This window comes from Acidobacteriota bacterium (assembly GCA_009691245.1).
Taxonomy (GTDB): Bacteria; Acidobacteriota; Terriglobia; order 2-12-FULL-54-10; family 2-12-FULL-54-10; genus SHUM01.
Genome location: SHUM01000002.1, coordinates 22,533 through 37,163 on the forward strand (window position 1 = coordinate 22,533; position 14,631 = coordinate 37,163).

Genomic DNA, 14,631 nt, shown 5'->3' on the forward strand with positions numbered 1-14,631 from the left:
AATGAACATCATCATAAAAATATTTCGTGGGAATATCCATGGCACGGCGGGTTCTGTTTTCACCCTGCTGTTGCTATGGGCCTGTGTTGCGGCCTGGGTGACACAGAGTGTCGCACAAACTTTAGGACAAGCCACCACGCATGGCCGCAAAACGCTTCGCGCCGTGGCCACGGACGCGCCGCCGGTGGTGGATGGGAAGCTCGATGAGGCCGTCTGGCAGAGCGGTGGCGCGGCCTCGGAGTTTTTCCAGCGTGATCCGCAGGAGGGTGCGCCCTCCTCGGAGCGCACTGAGTTCCGCATCGTGTACACGCCTACAACTCTCTTCATCGGCGTGATGCTGCACGATTCGAGGCCACAAGATATTCTGGCCAATGACCGGAAGCGCGACTCGACGCTGGAAAACGACGACACCATCAGCATCGCGCTGGACACTTTTCACGATCACCGCAACACCTACGTTTTCCGCACCAACCCGCTGGGTACGCAATATGACGCTCTGGTAACCGACGAAGGCCGCTCCAGCAACGTCAACTGGGACGAGCGCTGGAACGTGGCCGCGCAGGTCAGCGAGACGGGCTGGTCAGCGGAGTTCGCCATTCCCTTCAAGAGCGTGCGCACCACGGAAGACAATCCGCGCATCTGGGGAGTGGACCTCGAGCGGCTGATCCGCCGCAAGAATGAAACCGCTTCGTGGAATAATTTTCGCCGTGGCTTTCAACTGGAGAGCGCTTCGCAGTCGGGGCATCTGACCGGCATCTCCGACATCGAAACCGGGCTGCGGCTGCGCATCAAGCCGTACGCGCTGGGAGGATTCTCGCACACCAGCAACCGTGCGCGGACTCCCGTTTGCCGCGACGCTGGTTCGACCAGCGCGCCCACGCCGGGCAGCGAGTGGTGCAATGAATCGAACGCTGGCCTTGAAGTGGTCAAGTGGCGAATGACGCCCAGCCTGACTGCGGACTTCACGGCCAATACCGATTTCGCGCAGGCCGACGTGGACAATCAGCAGATCAATCTGGACCGCTTCCCGGTATTCTTCTCCGAACGCCGGGAATTTTTCCAGGAAGGCGCGGGCGTATTCGAGTTTGGCATCGCGGAAGGCGAGAATCGTGGCTCGGCGGAGATGAAACTATTTCACCCGCGCCAGATCGGCCTGTCGCCAAACCGCCAGCCGATTGCCATCCTGGGCGGCGGACGCATCACCGGGCGGGTGCAGCGTTACAGCATCGGACTGATGAATGTGCAGACGAAGCGCTATGACCCGGAAAATATTCGCGCCAGCAACTATTCGGTGGCCCGCGTCAAGCGCGATATCCTGGACCGCTCCACAATTGGAGGTTTCCTGCTGAACCGCGAGCAGGGCGGCACCGGCGATCACAACCGGGTTTTCGGCGCCGACGCCAACTTTGTTTTCTACCGCTATTTTTCCGTCGGCGGATTCCTTAGCAAGTCGGCGGCCACGCGGCCGCGCGGCGAGAGCGGAGACGACCTGGCCACGGCCGGGGCGATTCGTTGGGACTCCGACACGCTGAACGTGGAGACAAGCTGGCTGGTGGTGGACCCGAAATTCCGCGATGACTTGGGATTCGTTCCGCGCGTTGACCAGCGCAGCAACTCCTCGCAACTGTCATTTAAGCCGCGCATCGACGGCAAGCATATTCGCCAGCTCATCATTCGTCATCGCACCGACTACACCATGAACCAGAAGTGGAATCTGGAATCGCGCACCACGCACAACGCCATCGAAGTGTTCTTCCAGGACGGCAGCGTGCTCGGCTATGTTCCGCACACGCTGTTTGATTGCCCGCCGGAAAACTTCGCGCTGCGCCGCGGGCTGGTGGAGATTCCCGCCGGGTGCCACAGCTGGTGGCGCAACGGCATCCGCTATTCGCTCAATCCCTCCAAGCGCGTCTCCGGGCAGATCATTAACTGGCTCTGGAATTTCGGCTACTGGGGCGCGGGGACGCTGCAGGAATTCAACTTCAATCCGCGTTTCCGTCTGACCAATCAGCTTTCCGCGCAGGTCGGCTACGGGATCAACCAGGCCACCTTCCCCGCCCTGCGCTGCGTGGACAGGACCGTCAGCAGTTGCGGATTCACCGACCACCTGGTGAATGCGCGTGTCAACTTCAACTTGAACAACCGCTGGCTGACCACCACCACGATTCAATACAACAGCGCGGACGATTTCTGGGGCTACAATTTTCGACTGAATTATATCTTCCGCCCCGGCGACGATTTCTTCCTGATCTACAACGAAGGCCGTCAAGGCGGAGAGTTGTACCGCAACGGCCGCCTGCTGAATGACCAAACGCGGGAACACAAGGACCGCACTCTGCAGGCGAAATTCACCTACTCGTTTGATTTTTAGGTTTTGATTTGGTAGCCACGGTCAGCGCTTTTCTGGCCGTGGGATCTGTCATTGGAACAAAAAGCCCACGGCGAGAACGGCGCTCACCGTGGCTACCCGGATTTCCGCAACGCGGCCAGGAACTTTTCGGCGGGCAGCGTGTTCAACACATCGGATTTTTCGAGCCACCCGCGCCGCGCCGTCAGCACTCCATATTTCATGTGGCTCAGGTGGCGGGTGTGGTGGGAGTCGGTGGAGATCACCAGCTTCACTCCAATCTCCTTGCACATCCTGACATGCGTGTCGCGCAGATCGAGCCGGTCGGGAAACGAATTGATCTCCATGGCCACGCCGTGGCGCTTGGCGTGTTTCAGAACGGCCTCCATATCAAAAGGGAATGGGTCGCGGCGCAGTTGCAAGCGGCCCGTCGGATGGCCGATGATGCATAGATTAGGATTCTCGATCGCTTTCAGAATACGCTCCGTCATCTGCTCCGCGGGCTGATTCATGTGCGAGTGAACACTACCGACCACGACATCCAACTCGGCCAGGGCAGCGTCCTCTAAATCGAGTGAGCCGTCGGCCAGGATATCCACTTCCGTTCCGCACAGGATGCGGATGCCCTCCACCTGCTTCGCCAATGAACGTATCTGCTTGATCTGCTCCAGCAATCGGTTCTCGTTGAGGCCGTTGGCCATCGCCAACAATTTCGAATGATCCGTGATGGCCACGTACTCAAGACCTCTCAAGCGAGCGGCCTCAGCCATCTCAGTGATTGAGAACTTCCCATCCGAGGCGGTGCTGTGCATGTGCAGGTCGCCACGCATGTCTTCCAGCCGCAGCAGCGTGGGGAGCCTCAGCAGTTTAGGATGCTGAGCGGGACGGTCCTCCTGCACTTCGGCGGCATCCAATTCTCCTGTGTTCTCCCGCAGCTCCGGTTCAATGTAGGCCAGACCCAGCGTGGAATAAATCTCTTCCTCCGTCGCGGCGGCAACGAGTTTTTCGTCTTGAATGCGGAACAATCCATACTCATTGAGCTTGTAGCCCATGCGTTTCGCGCGGTCGCGCAAGGCAACATTATGTAGCTTCGATCCGGTGAAGTATTGCAGCGCGGCGCCGTGGCAGCTTTCTTCCAACATGCGCACGTCCACCTGAATACCCTCTTTCAGATGCACGCTGATTTTGTTCTCGCCCTGTGCGATGACGTCGGCGATCTGCGGATGCTTTAGAAAATGCGTTGCAACATCCTTGGCATCGCCGCCTGAAACGAGCAGATCAATATCGCCTACTGTCTCGCATCCGCGGCGCAAACTGCCGGCGGCGGTTACCGACTTCACATCCGGAACCTGCTTCAGATAATCAGCCAGTTCGCTCGCCAGATGATCGGCCACGTCAATCAAACGGCGGCCCGCGGTCTGCTGCAGAGACTCCAAAGACCGGATAATCTTCTGCTCCAGCTTCTCCCCCATGCGCGGCAAATCGCGCAACTTGCCCTGTCGTGCCAACGTTTCCAACTCCCCGAGCGACGCCACCTTGAAATGGCTCAGTACCGTGGCGATTCCCTTCGGACCAAGGCCCTGGACTTTGAGCATCTCCAGCGCGACGGGCGAGAGTTTCTGCAGCAGCTCTTTGTGCACGGACAGCTTGCCCGTGCGCAGAATCTCTTCAATATGAGCGGCCATGCTCTTGCCGATGGCGGGAACATCGGTAAGGTGACGCCCTTGCGTCGCAGCAATATCAGCCGCCTGCTCTGTCATGGTTTCCAAAGCCTGACAGGCATTGCGATAGCTGCGAATGCGAAATCCATCCGCGCCGTCGATCTCCATTAGGTCGGCGGTTTCCGTAAGAATTTGCGCGATCTTATGATTGTCCATAGGATGATTTTATCTCATCGCTGTCATTCTGAACGCAGCGAAGGATATGCTCTGCTCTTATTTTGGCGATTGGGGGAAAAACAGATTCTTCACTGTGCTCGGAAGGGCCACCAAATTTATATCATGTAATTCCGGGACAAAGCGCTGGATGGAATAAACTATTACTCTGCCAGCTCTGCTAGGACCGGGGATGAATGATTATGTCCACACTCTTGATGATCGGGCTGACCATGGGATTGCTAGCGGCTTTGGGCTGGCTGGTTTGGTATATGGTGGCGGCTCCCGATTCGCAGATCATTTGCCCAAGCCTCGTCGCTGGGCCGCGTGATCGGCAAGCAGTCGCACTCACATTTGATGATGGCCCAGGTGAGGATACGCCGCGCATCCTGGACATCCTCGCTGAGCATCAGATAAAGGCCACCTTCTTCCTGTGCGGACAAAATGTGGAACACTATCCCGAGATCGCTCGCCGCATCGCGGACGAGCGGCACGCTATCGGCAATCATGCCTACTCGCACCGACCATTCCTGTGGCGATCTCCCGGCTGGATTAAACAAGAGATTGAGCGCGCCCAACAAGTGATCGTTCAGAATACACACGCCACAGGCCCAGTTCTCTTTCGCCCACCCTACGGACTTCGCTGGTTTGGATTGGCTCCCATACTGCGATCCCTCGGGATGCAGGCAATCATGTGGGAAGTAAACTCGTTCGATTGGAAAAGCTCTCCCTCTGAAATTGCCTCCCGCGTGGCGCAGAAGACTCGGCCTGGTTCCATCATCCTGCTGCACGATGGAGTGCCGCCAAAGGAGTCCGGCACGCGAGCGAACACCGCCGATGCGCTGCCAGCCATCATCGCGGAACTGACGCCTCGATATCGTTTCGTTACGATTGCGCAATTGCAACGACGCTCAAACGATCCAGTCTAAAGATTAAATAGTTCCCTCAAACGCGGAGTCTGTGCGCGACTCACCAGAACCTCAGTGCCCTTGCGATCATTCATGAGCAGTTTGTAGGTGCTCTTGAACCAGGGAATAACCTCTCGTACGTGATCAATATTCACCAGATGCGAGCGATGCGCGCGCCAGAATGACGCGGCGGGCAGCACGGCTTGCAGCTCATCAAGAGATTTGAAGTTGGATTCCCCTTCGCAATCCTTCGCCACCATGGAAAGCCTTCCGTCCTGCATGGCTGCAAAGATCAGATCACGTGCGTCGATCAGCAACATGCGGTTGCCGGAGCGGACCATGAGCTTGGACTGCGACCCCGCAGCCAGCGCTGTTCTCGGTTGGACTGCATTGGGAGGCAACGATTGCAAAGCCTTCAGCACTCCATCGAGACTGCTGCCCATCTTCTCCGGAGTTCTCCTGAAAGATTCCAGGAACCGTCGAACGCGCTGTAACGATTGTGCGAGCCGGGGTTTCTCAATGGGCTTCAGCAAGTAATCGACCGCGCTGATCTCGAATGCCTGGACCGCGTATTGATCGTAGGCGGTGGCGAAGATAATCTGCGGGAGCTTCGCTTTCCCTCGCCGCTCGATCAGCTTGCGAACCACCTCCAGGCCGTTCTGCCCCGGCATATTGATGTCCAGAAACAACAAGTCCGGTTCGTGCTCTTTAACCAATTGGAGCGCTTCATTGCCGCTGCGGCCCTCGCCCACCACGCGAACATCGCCGTGCGCCTTCAGCAGATAGATCAACTCCGCGCGAGCCAGTTGCTCATCATCCACAACAATTGCGGTGATCATCGGCAAGTCCGCCGCCCGAGCCTCGATTTTGTTGGTATCGCGCATGTCGAAGGAGCAGTATAACAGTCCGCCCTGCGTGCATCCAGAGAAGCACGACCGATACCATGCGGGCGCGCCGGACACTGAACCGCGAAATTTTCCCGCCGTGCTATAATTTCATTTTCCCGTAGTTAATTTTTCTTACGCATCTTGCGGCAACACCGACAAGCGCCTGACCAACTTATGACAAGCAAATGACCAAAGCAAAAGACCATGCAGAGAAGCTGGGCGCCAGCGAGATCTTGTACTCAGGCCGTGTTTTTTCGCTGGAGCGCCACCGCGTTCGTGAACCGAATGGCCTGCTGGCCACGCGAGATATAATTCACCACCCTGGCTCGTCGGTAATCCTGCCCGTGCTGCCAGACGGCAACGTCGTATTGATCCGGCAATATCGCATCGCCATCAACTGCGAGATATGGGAACTGCCCGCGGGAACGCGCGACCCCAAGGAAACTTTTTTGCAAACCGCCAAGCGGGAGTTGACGGAAGAAACCGGCTATCGTGCGCGCAGATGGAAAAAGCTGGTGGAATACTTTCCATCTCCGGGCTTTCTGAACGAGCGGATGGCAATCTATCTGGCCGACCAGCTTGTGCCGGGCCAGGCTACTCCAGAGGACGACGAGCAGATTACCGTGCATCGCTTTTCTTTTGAACGGGCCTTGCAAATGATTCGGACCGGACAGATATGCGACTCAAAGACCTTGATTGGGTTGCTCTACTGGAAGCAGTTCGTGGTGGCCCAGACTCAACCAAAATCAAACAGGAAGATTAAATAAAATGAAGAAGGACTATCCCGACGATCTGTCCCGCGCGGGACTAACCGCGGCGCTCCCGGCGCTCTCCACCTGGCCCAATCAGTTTCCGAAAACTGAGATTACCATTATGGTGCCTGAATACACATCCATCTGCCCGAAGACGCACCTGCCCGATTTCGGGACCATCACCATTCGCTACGTGCCAGGCCGCACCTGCATCGAGCTGAAGTCGCTGAAGTACTATCTGTTGGGCTATCGCAATTTAGGGATTTTTTATGAGAACGCGGTCAACCGGATACTGGAAGACATCGCGGATGCCTGTCGGCCCGAGTGGGCCATTGTGAAGGGCGAGTTCAGCACCCGAGGCGGCATGCATAGCATAATAGAAGTCCGCTACGACAAACCGAGTAAGTCTCAGAGCAAAACCAGCCGCAGTTAATTTCTCGACAGCCGCACTGAAAAACTGTTCGCAGCCCTGCCATCATCAGAGCTGCGAGAGCCTTGTTTGCAACCTGTGTCCGGTTATTCGCCGACAGGAAAGGTAACGGTGTTGCTGACGATATCGAATTCGCTCACGGAGCCGAGAATGATCAGGTTCTGTTGCAGCGAAAACTTTGTTAAGGGATTCGGAGCAGCGTCGGTCGGAACGGTGAAGTACACCTGGTAAACTCCCACCGATCCTTTCAGCAACCCGGCAAAAGAAACGGATGTTCCAGTCGAACCCGTGGTCGTAGCGCTGTCGGTGATGCCGAGCAGCGTTGAGGCAGTGGGAACAATCAGGCGGAAGGAGATTTGCGAGTTGGAGGTAGGGTTCTTCAGGGCAACGTTAATCCGGTTATTCACGGTATCCGCCGTGGCGGAAACGTTGGGGTCCGTGCTGATTACCTGCGCGAAGTTGGTAACCATGGACTGCAACGTGTCGGATGCAGAAACGGTATATTGATACACTGTCTCCAGCAGACGGACGGTGAGAATTTCGCCAGGAACCGGCGTCCCGCCAAAGAAGATGGTGCCGGGAACGACATTCAATGCTTCGCCTATCGTGGCGGAAACCGTATTCGTTGCCTGCGCGTCTCCCGCAGTCAGCCTGTTGCCTTCCGTCAGAAGTTGGAAGGGTTGCGTTCCACCAATGGATATGGAAACAGGGGTTTGATCCGCGCTGGTGGTAACAACCGTGAGTGTCGAACCACTGGGTAAAATCAGGCGGAACTCGATTGCATCTGTCAGCGTGGGGTTCCTGCGGGATAGTAATATCCGATTCGTGATTGTGTCCGCAACAGCGGCAACATTGAGGTCCGCATTGATGACTTGAGAGAATTTCGTTACCAGGGTTTGCAAAGTGTCGTTGGACACAACCGTATAGGTATAGGAAACCCCTCCCAACTGAAGGGTTAAAACGTGGCCGCCTGTCAGTGCCCCGGAGAAAGTGATGGAGCCTGGAACGAGCAGTTTCGGTTCTTCCCGAAGGGCAATGGAGATCGTGCCCGCTGCTGAATCCGCTGTTGCCGAAACTTTGGGATCAACATTAATAAGGCCAGCCAACCTGGTGGCAATCGTCCCCAGCGTATCGCCGGCAACCACCGTGTAGGAATAAATACGCGTCCCGACGAATGCTCTTACCGTTTGCCCAGTGCTGGGGTTTCCGCGTAGCGCAAGCGTCGCGGGAGCAACGCCCACTCCGCCGGTATCAGCCTGGAAGGCTGCCGCCAGACGGACAAATGCAGAAAAGGAAATGTTCAGATTCGGAGTTTTCAATGCAAAGGCGATGGATTTTTTAGCGGTGTCCGCAGTGGCGCTTACGTTGGTATCCGCATTCACCAAGGCGGCCAGCCGCGTAACCAGAGTCTCCAGAGTATCCCCGGCGACCGTCGTATAGGGATACTGCGTACTCTGCATCACGATCGTAACGGTTTGTCCGGGAGTCACCGGTCCCGCGAAAGTGAGTGATCCCGGAACCGAAGAGAAAGTCCCGGCGATGATGACAATGGAAGTCCCCGCATCGGACAGAGACGAACGGAATGGGATGTTCAGGTTTTCGTCTTCCAGCACCAAGCGCATTGACAAATTTGCCAGATCCACGCCAACGGCGATATTGGGGTCCGAGTCGATATCGGCAGCAATCTTTCTCAAGACATCCGCGGCGGTGTCGCCAGCCACAACCGTGTAAGTGTACGAAGTCTGCGCGAAAGTGAACAGCACCGTCTGACCAGGAACGGGAGTCCCGCTGAAGGAGAAGCTGGCGGGAAGAGAGAGTGAACCTGCAGTCGTGGCGTTGAGTGATGAGCCGTCCGCACCCGAGGCCGAGTAGGTGATGTTGGTACCCTGATCCCCATAGACTATGGCGCGCAGGGCGATGCCGCCCTCGGCTTCATTGGCTGTAGCCTTTACATCCGGGTCATTGGCATTGATTAAGGCTGCCAGACCGGAGTTGACCAATGTAAGCGTATCATCTTTGCGAGCGGTGTATGAGTAGGTCCGGCCGTTGATGGTAACCGTCACGGTTTGGCCTTCCGCGACCACACCGTTGACGGTAATGGTCCCTTCCGCGCCAAACTGCGCTGCGACACCATTTACCACGGGATGATCGACCGTTCCGAGTCCCGTAACATTAGCGATGAGGATTTCCCCTTTTTTCGCCGGATTGGCTTCGGTTACTGGAGTCAGGTTGGCGTGGGTGATTAAACCAGGCCCATTGCCATCGGCTTTGCCGTCCACGGTAAAGATGCCGGGTGCGCCATTAGCGAGTCCAAGGGGAGCCGCGGCGGAAGTGATTGAGGTATTACCGGTTCGGCGAGTTACTTCTATAGACGCACTGTATCCGGTAACTTCAAAGGGAATCTGTATATTAACCTGCCCCGGCGAAACAAAATACACCGGCGCGGGTATGCCGTTGACCTTTACGCTGACGCCGCCTAATTCGTATGCCATCGGCAGGTCTTTGGATTCTATCGACGAGTCCGCCAGATTGGCGCCCATCACGGCGGCCAATCCACCCGGAGCCACCGGCGGCTGTGGCAGTATGACGCTGCAAGCCGCAGTTTGCGCACGGGCCGAAAAGCTCGCGGCATTCACGACGGAGCTGATGAGGGGCGCGCCCGGACGGAATCCCAAAACACGGCGGTTAAAACTGTCCGCAACAAACAGAGTGTCGCCATCGCTGCCCGCCGCATAGGGCACGGCGAAGTAGGACGCCGCGCAGCTTTCGAACAAACCCGTGAAATCCTGTTGCCCAATCACCAGGTCGGCCACCGCACCATTGGCGGTGGGAATGCGGTTATAGATCAGGACACGGTTGTTGCCGGAGTCCACAATCAGCAGGCGTGTGCCATCGCTGAAGGCATAGCGCGGAAAATTCAGGGTAGAGGCGGTGTTTCCTGGTTCGGCTCCGGTGAAATCTAACTGACCCACCACCACGTCCGCGCTCGCGCCACTTTGCGTGGGAATGGAATTGTAAATGAGCACGCGGTTGTTGCCGAAGTCGGTAACGATGAGCCGTGTGCCATCGGTGGTCACGCTCATCGGATCGTACGTGCGATTGGCGGCGGCGGGAGACCGTCCAAAATTGTCGAAGTTGGCCTGGCCGAGAACCACATCCGCGTTCGCGCCGTTCTGCGTGGGGATGGAATTATAGATCAGGACACGGTTGTTCAGGGTATCGGCAATAAACACTCGACGCCCGTCGCTGGCCACGCTGTTGGGGCGGCGCAGGCGGTTGGCGCCGGCTGCAAACGCGGAAGTCGTGAAATTGGCCTGACCAATCACGACATCGGCGGGCACGCCCTCTTCCGTGGGAATGCGGTTGTAGATCAATATGCGATTATTTCCCCACTCGGAAATGAATAGTCGCGTGCCATCAGTGGCGACGCCCACCGGCTGATTCATCAACGTGGCGGAAGTGCCCGGAGTGGTGGTGTCGGGACGGGCCTGTCCCAAGACAATATCCGCATTCGGAAGGTTTCCCTGGGGGAGTCGTTGCTTGATTAAGGCAAGATTGTTGTAGATGAGCACACGGTTATTGTTCGGCGGGGCCAGATAAGAAGAGTCCGCGACAATCAACCGATTCCCGGCGATGGCCATGCCGGAGACGGCGCCCCAACGATCCGGTGTGTTGCCAAACGTGATGTCGGAAAAATTCCTCTGACCGACCACAATGGATGCGGCCTGGCCGGTAACCAGCGGATTCGGCAACGCGGGCGCTTGCGCGAGCAAGCCGTCCATTGCGCCGACAAGCAGTAACATGGTACCGATCAGAAAGAGTTTCTTCATCATTAAGCCAAACATTTCTCCGGAGTTTCGACCACCCGTCCCTATCGTTGACTTGTATCCGCCGCGCTGACTAGTCCCGGCAACACTGGGTGATTTCCTATTCTATTCAATCTGATGGCAACCGCGCAACTGGGCGCGCAAGAATCTGCAATAATTATAGACTAAACCAAAGAAGTATATCGATGCCTCTGAGAGGATTCGGGTTGCATAAACCAGCAGGAAACTTATTCGGGCATCGCGCTTTGATAGCGTTTTGATATGCGGGAAGACGGAAATCGTGGCAACAATCTGGTGCGGGTAGCGAACCCTACTTCAGTAAAGCCAATAGCCGGTCACGCGCTTCTTGCGCCCTTTTCCCATCCGGAGCGGCGGCGAAAACCGTATCTTCTCCGGCAATGGTCCCAACGATTTCCGGCCAGTGCTCCTTATCAATTGCGTCGGCCACCGGCGCAGCCGTGCCACGCACGGTACGGATGATCAGCAGATTCTGCGCGACCAGCACATCCCGAACGTAATCGACCACATCGCGCTTAAAGCTGTTGGTCTCCTCGCCATCAGACCCGGCGGCGGCTCCTGCCTCCTGATATCCGCGCGGCCCCTTGACCAAACCCATTTCACGGATATCGCGGGAAAGCGTAACCTGCGTTACGCGCACGCCAACGCCCTTCAGCGCATGAGAAAGCTCATCCTGCGTGCGCACTTCCTTATGGCGGATTACGTTCAATATCTGCTCGTGGCGAAATGCTTTGTTCACAATGGGTGCAACGCTCGCAGAGCCTATCATCGCTCGCGAGCAGGTCTCCTGCTAGAGGTTCTCGTAGCTGGGGCCGCCGCCGCCCTCGGGCGGAACCCAGGTAATAATTTGGTACGGGTCCATGATATCGCAAGTTTTGCAATGGACACAGTTGGATGGGTTCAAATGAATCTCACGGCGCTGCTTGCCTTCCACCATTTCGTACACTGCCGCCGGACAAAAATTCTGGCAGGGATTACCATATTCCACCGTGCAACGCGTATTGCAAATATTCGTGTCCGCGATTAAAAGATGCGATGGTTGGTTCTCTTCATGCCGTGTGGCGGAATGAAATACATCCGTTGTCTTGCTAAATGTCAGCTTGCCATCCGGAACCAACGGAGGCTGGCTATTCTCCGCTACCTGAATGAGCTTCGCCATGTGTTCGTGACCGGGGCGGCTCGGATATCGCGCGTATAGCCCTCGCCCGCCGGTGAGCATTTGCAGCGCCACATGAGCTCCGCCGCGCAGAGGCCCGTTTTGCATCGCCTGGTGAAAGTTGCGGACCGGCCAAAGCTCTTCACGAATCCAACTGTTTTCGACACGCAAGGCGTACTCGCTCATCCGCGCGTCGGAGAAATCGTCCGCCGCCATCGCCTGATAAATCGTTTCGGCGGCCAGCATGCCGCTCTTCATGGCCAGATGAATTCCCTTCAGCCTTTGAGAATTCAGGAAACCCGCGGTGTCCCCCACCAGCAGCGTTCCCGATATGGAAAGTGGCGGCAGCGAGTACCAGCCACCTTCGGGAATCGACTTGGCTCCATACTTCACCAACTGCCCGCCTTCCAGAATCCGCCGAATCAGAGGATGGGTTTTATAGCGTTGAAATGCGGTGTGCGGGTCAAACCGTGGGTCGCGATAATCGAGGCCGGAAACCAGACCGACCGAAATCATCCCCTCCGGCATGGCGTAGAGCCAGCCGCCGCCAAACTGATCGCTGCGCAGCGGCCAGCCCGCCGAATGGATCACCGTTCCCGGCGCGATCCTGCCCGATGGAATTTCCCACAATTCCTTGACGCCGACAGCATAGGTCTGTGGATTGCTGCTACTGGGAGGAATCCTGGATGGGAGAGTGTCGGCCAGCAGTTGTTTGGCGAGTGAGCCGCGCGAGCCCTCCGCCAGCACCGTAATCCTGGCGCGCACATGATAACCAGGCTCAAAGTTGCTCTTGTGATTTCCTGCGCGGTCCACGCCCTTGTCATCGGTAAGGACGCCTGTTACGCGGCCCTCTTCATATACCAATTCCCTGCCCGCGAAACCGGCGAAAATGGTCGCGCCCGACTGTTCGACTTTCTCCCCCAGCCAGCGCCCCAGACGGTTCAGTGAAACAATCTTATTTCCGGAATTGTGAAAGAACGGTGGAAGGATGGGCAGTTTCCATTGACCAAGTTCCGTCAAATAGTAGACTTCATCGCGTGCAACGGGACAGGCGATTGGAGCCGCATCAGGGCCATCCGCGGAATCGAATTCGGGCAGCAACTCACGCAGGGCACGCGGGTCCATCACCGCGCCAGAGAGAAGATGTGAGCCGATCTCCCGGCCCTTCTCCAATAGACAAATTTCTTCAGTCGAGAGTTTTCGTCCCTGACGGGAACCGCGGTCAATTTCAGAATTATGCTGATGGATTAGCTGCGTCAGCCGTAGCGCGGTCCCCAGGCCAGCCGGTCCGGCGCCGACGATCAGAACGGTTGTGTCAAAACGTTCGCGCTCTGCCATGTGGTTCAATCACGTAGTTAAATTGCGAGTTCAATAGCGATTGGTGGATTAGCCCTGCCAGGCTTTCATTAGCCTTGGCGGGCTTTAATAATCTCTTCCGTCAAGGCTGGAAGAACATCAAACAGATTGGCGACGATGCCGAAATCGGCCACTTCAAATATGGGGGCATTGGGGTCTTTGTTGATCGCCACGATGGTCCGCGAGCCTTTCATGCCCACCAGATGCTGAATGGCTCCAGAGATGCCGATGGCAAAATAGAGTTTGGGTGAGACCGTCTGCCCGGAGCTGCCCACCTGCCGTTCCATGGGCAGCCATCCGCTATCGCAGATCGGACGCGACCCGGCGATCTGCCCGCCGAGTGCCGCGGCGAGTTTCTCCACCAGCGGAAGGTTCTCAGCCTCCTTGATGCCGCGGCCCACGGCCACGATCACTTCGGCCTGCGAAAGATCGACCGTGCGCTTCGCCTCCTGCACACGTTCCAGAGGGATGGTGCGTATTGAATCGTTCGGTAACTCCACCCGCTCCACAATTACCGGCGCAGGGTTTTCGCCGCGCTCAAGCTGGGCAGCGGGGAAACTTCCGGCTTGCACGGAAATGAAATAGGGGCCGTCTCCCTCGAAACTCAAATCAGCGCTCAGCTTGCCCTGATAGAGCTGGCGGGAAAAAATCACCTCGCCACCCTCAATACGGAATCCGGTGCAATCGCTGAGTATTGCACGCCCCATCCGCGCCGCCAGCTTCGGGGCAAATTCCCGGACTTGATAAGTGTGCGGAAGAAATACGTAGGAAGGATTGCGGATCGCAACCGCACCATGCAAGGCAAGGCAATACGCATCGGGTGTGTATTGACTCAGCTCCGCAGCATCGAGATTAATAACCTGCGTAACTTTGCAGGCAGCCACCTGGCCGGCGAGATGGCCCAGCCCAGAACCCAGCACCATCGCTTCCACTGGCAGGTTCAGCGCCGCACCCAACTTCTGCGCGGCGGCGAGTGCTTCCCAGCTTAAGCGGACGATTTTCCCATCCTGATGTTCCAGTATGGCGATGATGGACTGAGTCATAATCCTGGGCATTCCCTACGGCGATAATAATGC

Annotated in this window: 10 protein-coding genes; 4 read left to right on the forward strand and 6 right to left on the reverse strand. The window is 57.0% G+C overall.

Translation table 11 applies throughout. The annotated features are described in order from the left end of the window. The first annotated feature begins 1 nt into the window (after position 1). Positions 2-2,371, forward strand: a complete 2,370-nt coding sequence (locus tag EXQ56_00910; GenBank protein MSO19018.1) for a hypothetical protein — start codon at positions 2-4, stop codon at positions 2,369-2,371. A gap of 92 nt (positions 2,372-2,463) precedes the next feature. On the opposite strand, the gene polX is transcribed toward EXQ56_00910, so the two are convergent. Further along, positions 2,464-4,224: a DNA polymerase/3'-5' exonuclease PolX gene (polX, locus tag EXQ56_00915; GenBank protein ID MSO19019.1), complete on the reverse strand. Its 1,761-nt coding sequence runs from the start codon at positions 4,222-4,224 to the stop codon at positions 2,464-2,466. 194 nt (positions 4,225-4,418) lie between these two features. Between polX and EXQ56_00920 the strand changes: the two genes are divergently transcribed. Further along, positions 4,419-5,150, forward strand: coding sequence for a polysaccharide deacetylase (locus EXQ56_00920; protein MSO19020.1), 732 nt, complete (start codon positions 4,419-4,421; stop codon positions 5,148-5,150). Here the strand turns inward: EXQ56_00920 and EXQ56_00925 are convergent. Next, on the reverse strand, positions 5,147-5,968 hold the full coding sequence (locus EXQ56_00925; GenBank protein ID MSO19021.1) for a response regulator transcription factor: 822 nt from the start codon (positions 5,966-5,968) through the stop codon (positions 5,147-5,149). The genes EXQ56_00920 and EXQ56_00925 overlap by 4 nt on opposite strands. Before the next feature lie 233 nt (positions 5,969-6,201). Between EXQ56_00925 and EXQ56_00930 the strand changes: the two genes are divergently transcribed. Together EXQ56_00930 and queF are read left to right on the forward strand one after the other, a co-directional pair. Next, positions 6,202-6,783 (forward strand): NUDIX hydrolase, encoded by a 582-nt coding sequence (locus EXQ56_00930; GenBank protein ID MSO19022.1) that lies wholly within the window; start codon positions 6,202-6,204, stop codon positions 6,781-6,783. 1 nt (position 6,784) lies between these two features. Then, the gene (gene queF, locus EXQ56_00935) at positions 6,785-7,201 is read left to right on the forward strand and encodes an NADPH-dependent 7-cyano-7-deazaguanine reductase QueF (protein ID MSO19023.1); all 417 of its coding nucleotides are present in this window, start codon (positions 6,785-6,787) and stop codon (positions 7,199-7,201) included. An 83-nt stretch (positions 7,202-7,284) separates the two neighbouring features. On the opposite strand, the gene EXQ56_00940 is transcribed toward queF, so the two are convergent. The 4 genes from EXQ56_00940 to EXQ56_00955 form a co-directional block, all read right to left on the reverse strand. Beyond that, on the reverse strand, positions 7,285-11,043 hold the full coding sequence (locus tag EXQ56_00940; protein MSO19024.1) for a hypothetical protein: 3,759 nt from the start codon (positions 11,041-11,043) through the stop codon (positions 7,285-7,287). A gap of 292 nt (positions 11,044-11,335) precedes the next feature. Continuing rightward, entirely contained in the window at positions 11,336-11,812 is a 477-nt protein-coding gene (locus EXQ56_00945) for an ArgR family transcriptional regulator (protein MSO19025.1), read from the reverse strand. A 21-nt stretch (positions 11,813-11,833) separates the two neighbouring features. Further along, entirely contained in the window at positions 11,834-13,537 is a 1,704-nt protein-coding gene (locus tag EXQ56_00950) for an electron transfer flavoprotein-ubiquinone oxidoreductase (protein MSO19026.1), read from the reverse strand. Between the two features lie 68 nt (positions 13,538-13,605). Further along, positions 13,606-14,598 (reverse strand): electron transfer flavoprotein subunit alpha/FixB family protein, encoded by a 993-nt coding sequence (locus EXQ56_00955; GenBank protein ID MSO19027.1) that lies wholly within the window; start codon positions 14,596-14,598, stop codon positions 13,606-13,608. Positions 14,599-14,631: the final 33 nt, after the last annotated feature.

What these genes read in the sequence shown, in the direction of transcription:
- EXQ56_00910 (MSO19018.1), top strand. Translation starts at nt 2, where the DNA reads ATGAACATCATCATAAAAATATTTCGTGGGAATATCCATGGCACGGCG.
- polX (MSO19019.1), bottom strand. Translation starts at nt 4,224, where the DNA reads ATGGACAATCATAAGATCGCGCAAATTCTTACGGAAACCGCCGACCTA.
- EXQ56_00920 (MSO19020.1), top strand. Translation starts at nt 4,419, where the DNA reads ATGATTATGTCCACACTCTTGATGATCGGGCTGACCATGGGATTGCTA.
- EXQ56_00925 (MSO19021.1), bottom strand. Translation starts at nt 5,968, where the DNA reads ATGATCACCGCAATTGTTGTGGATGATGAGCAACTGGCTCGCGCGGAG.
- EXQ56_00930 (MSO19022.1), top strand. Translation starts at nt 6,202, where the DNA reads ATGACCAAAGCAAAAGACCATGCAGAGAAGCTGGGCGCCAGCGAGATC.
- queF (MSO19023.1), top strand. Translation starts at nt 6,785, where the DNA reads ATGAAGAAGGACTATCCCGACGATCTGTCCCGCGCGGGACTAACCGCG.
- EXQ56_00940 (MSO19024.1), bottom strand. Translation starts at nt 11,043, where the DNA reads ATGTTTGGCTTAATGATGAAGAAACTCTTTCTGATCGGTACCATGTTA.
- EXQ56_00945 (MSO19025.1), bottom strand. Translation starts at nt 11,812, where the DNA reads ATGATAGGCTCTGCGAGCGTTGCACCCATTGTGAACAAAGCATTTCGC.
- EXQ56_00950 (MSO19026.1), bottom strand. Translation starts at nt 13,537, where the DNA reads ATGGCAGAGCGCGAACGTTTTGACACAACCGTTCTGATCGTCGGCGCC.
- EXQ56_00955 (MSO19027.1), bottom strand. Translation starts at nt 14,598, where the DNA reads ATGACTCAGTCCATCATCGCCATACTGGAACATCAGGATGGGAAAATC.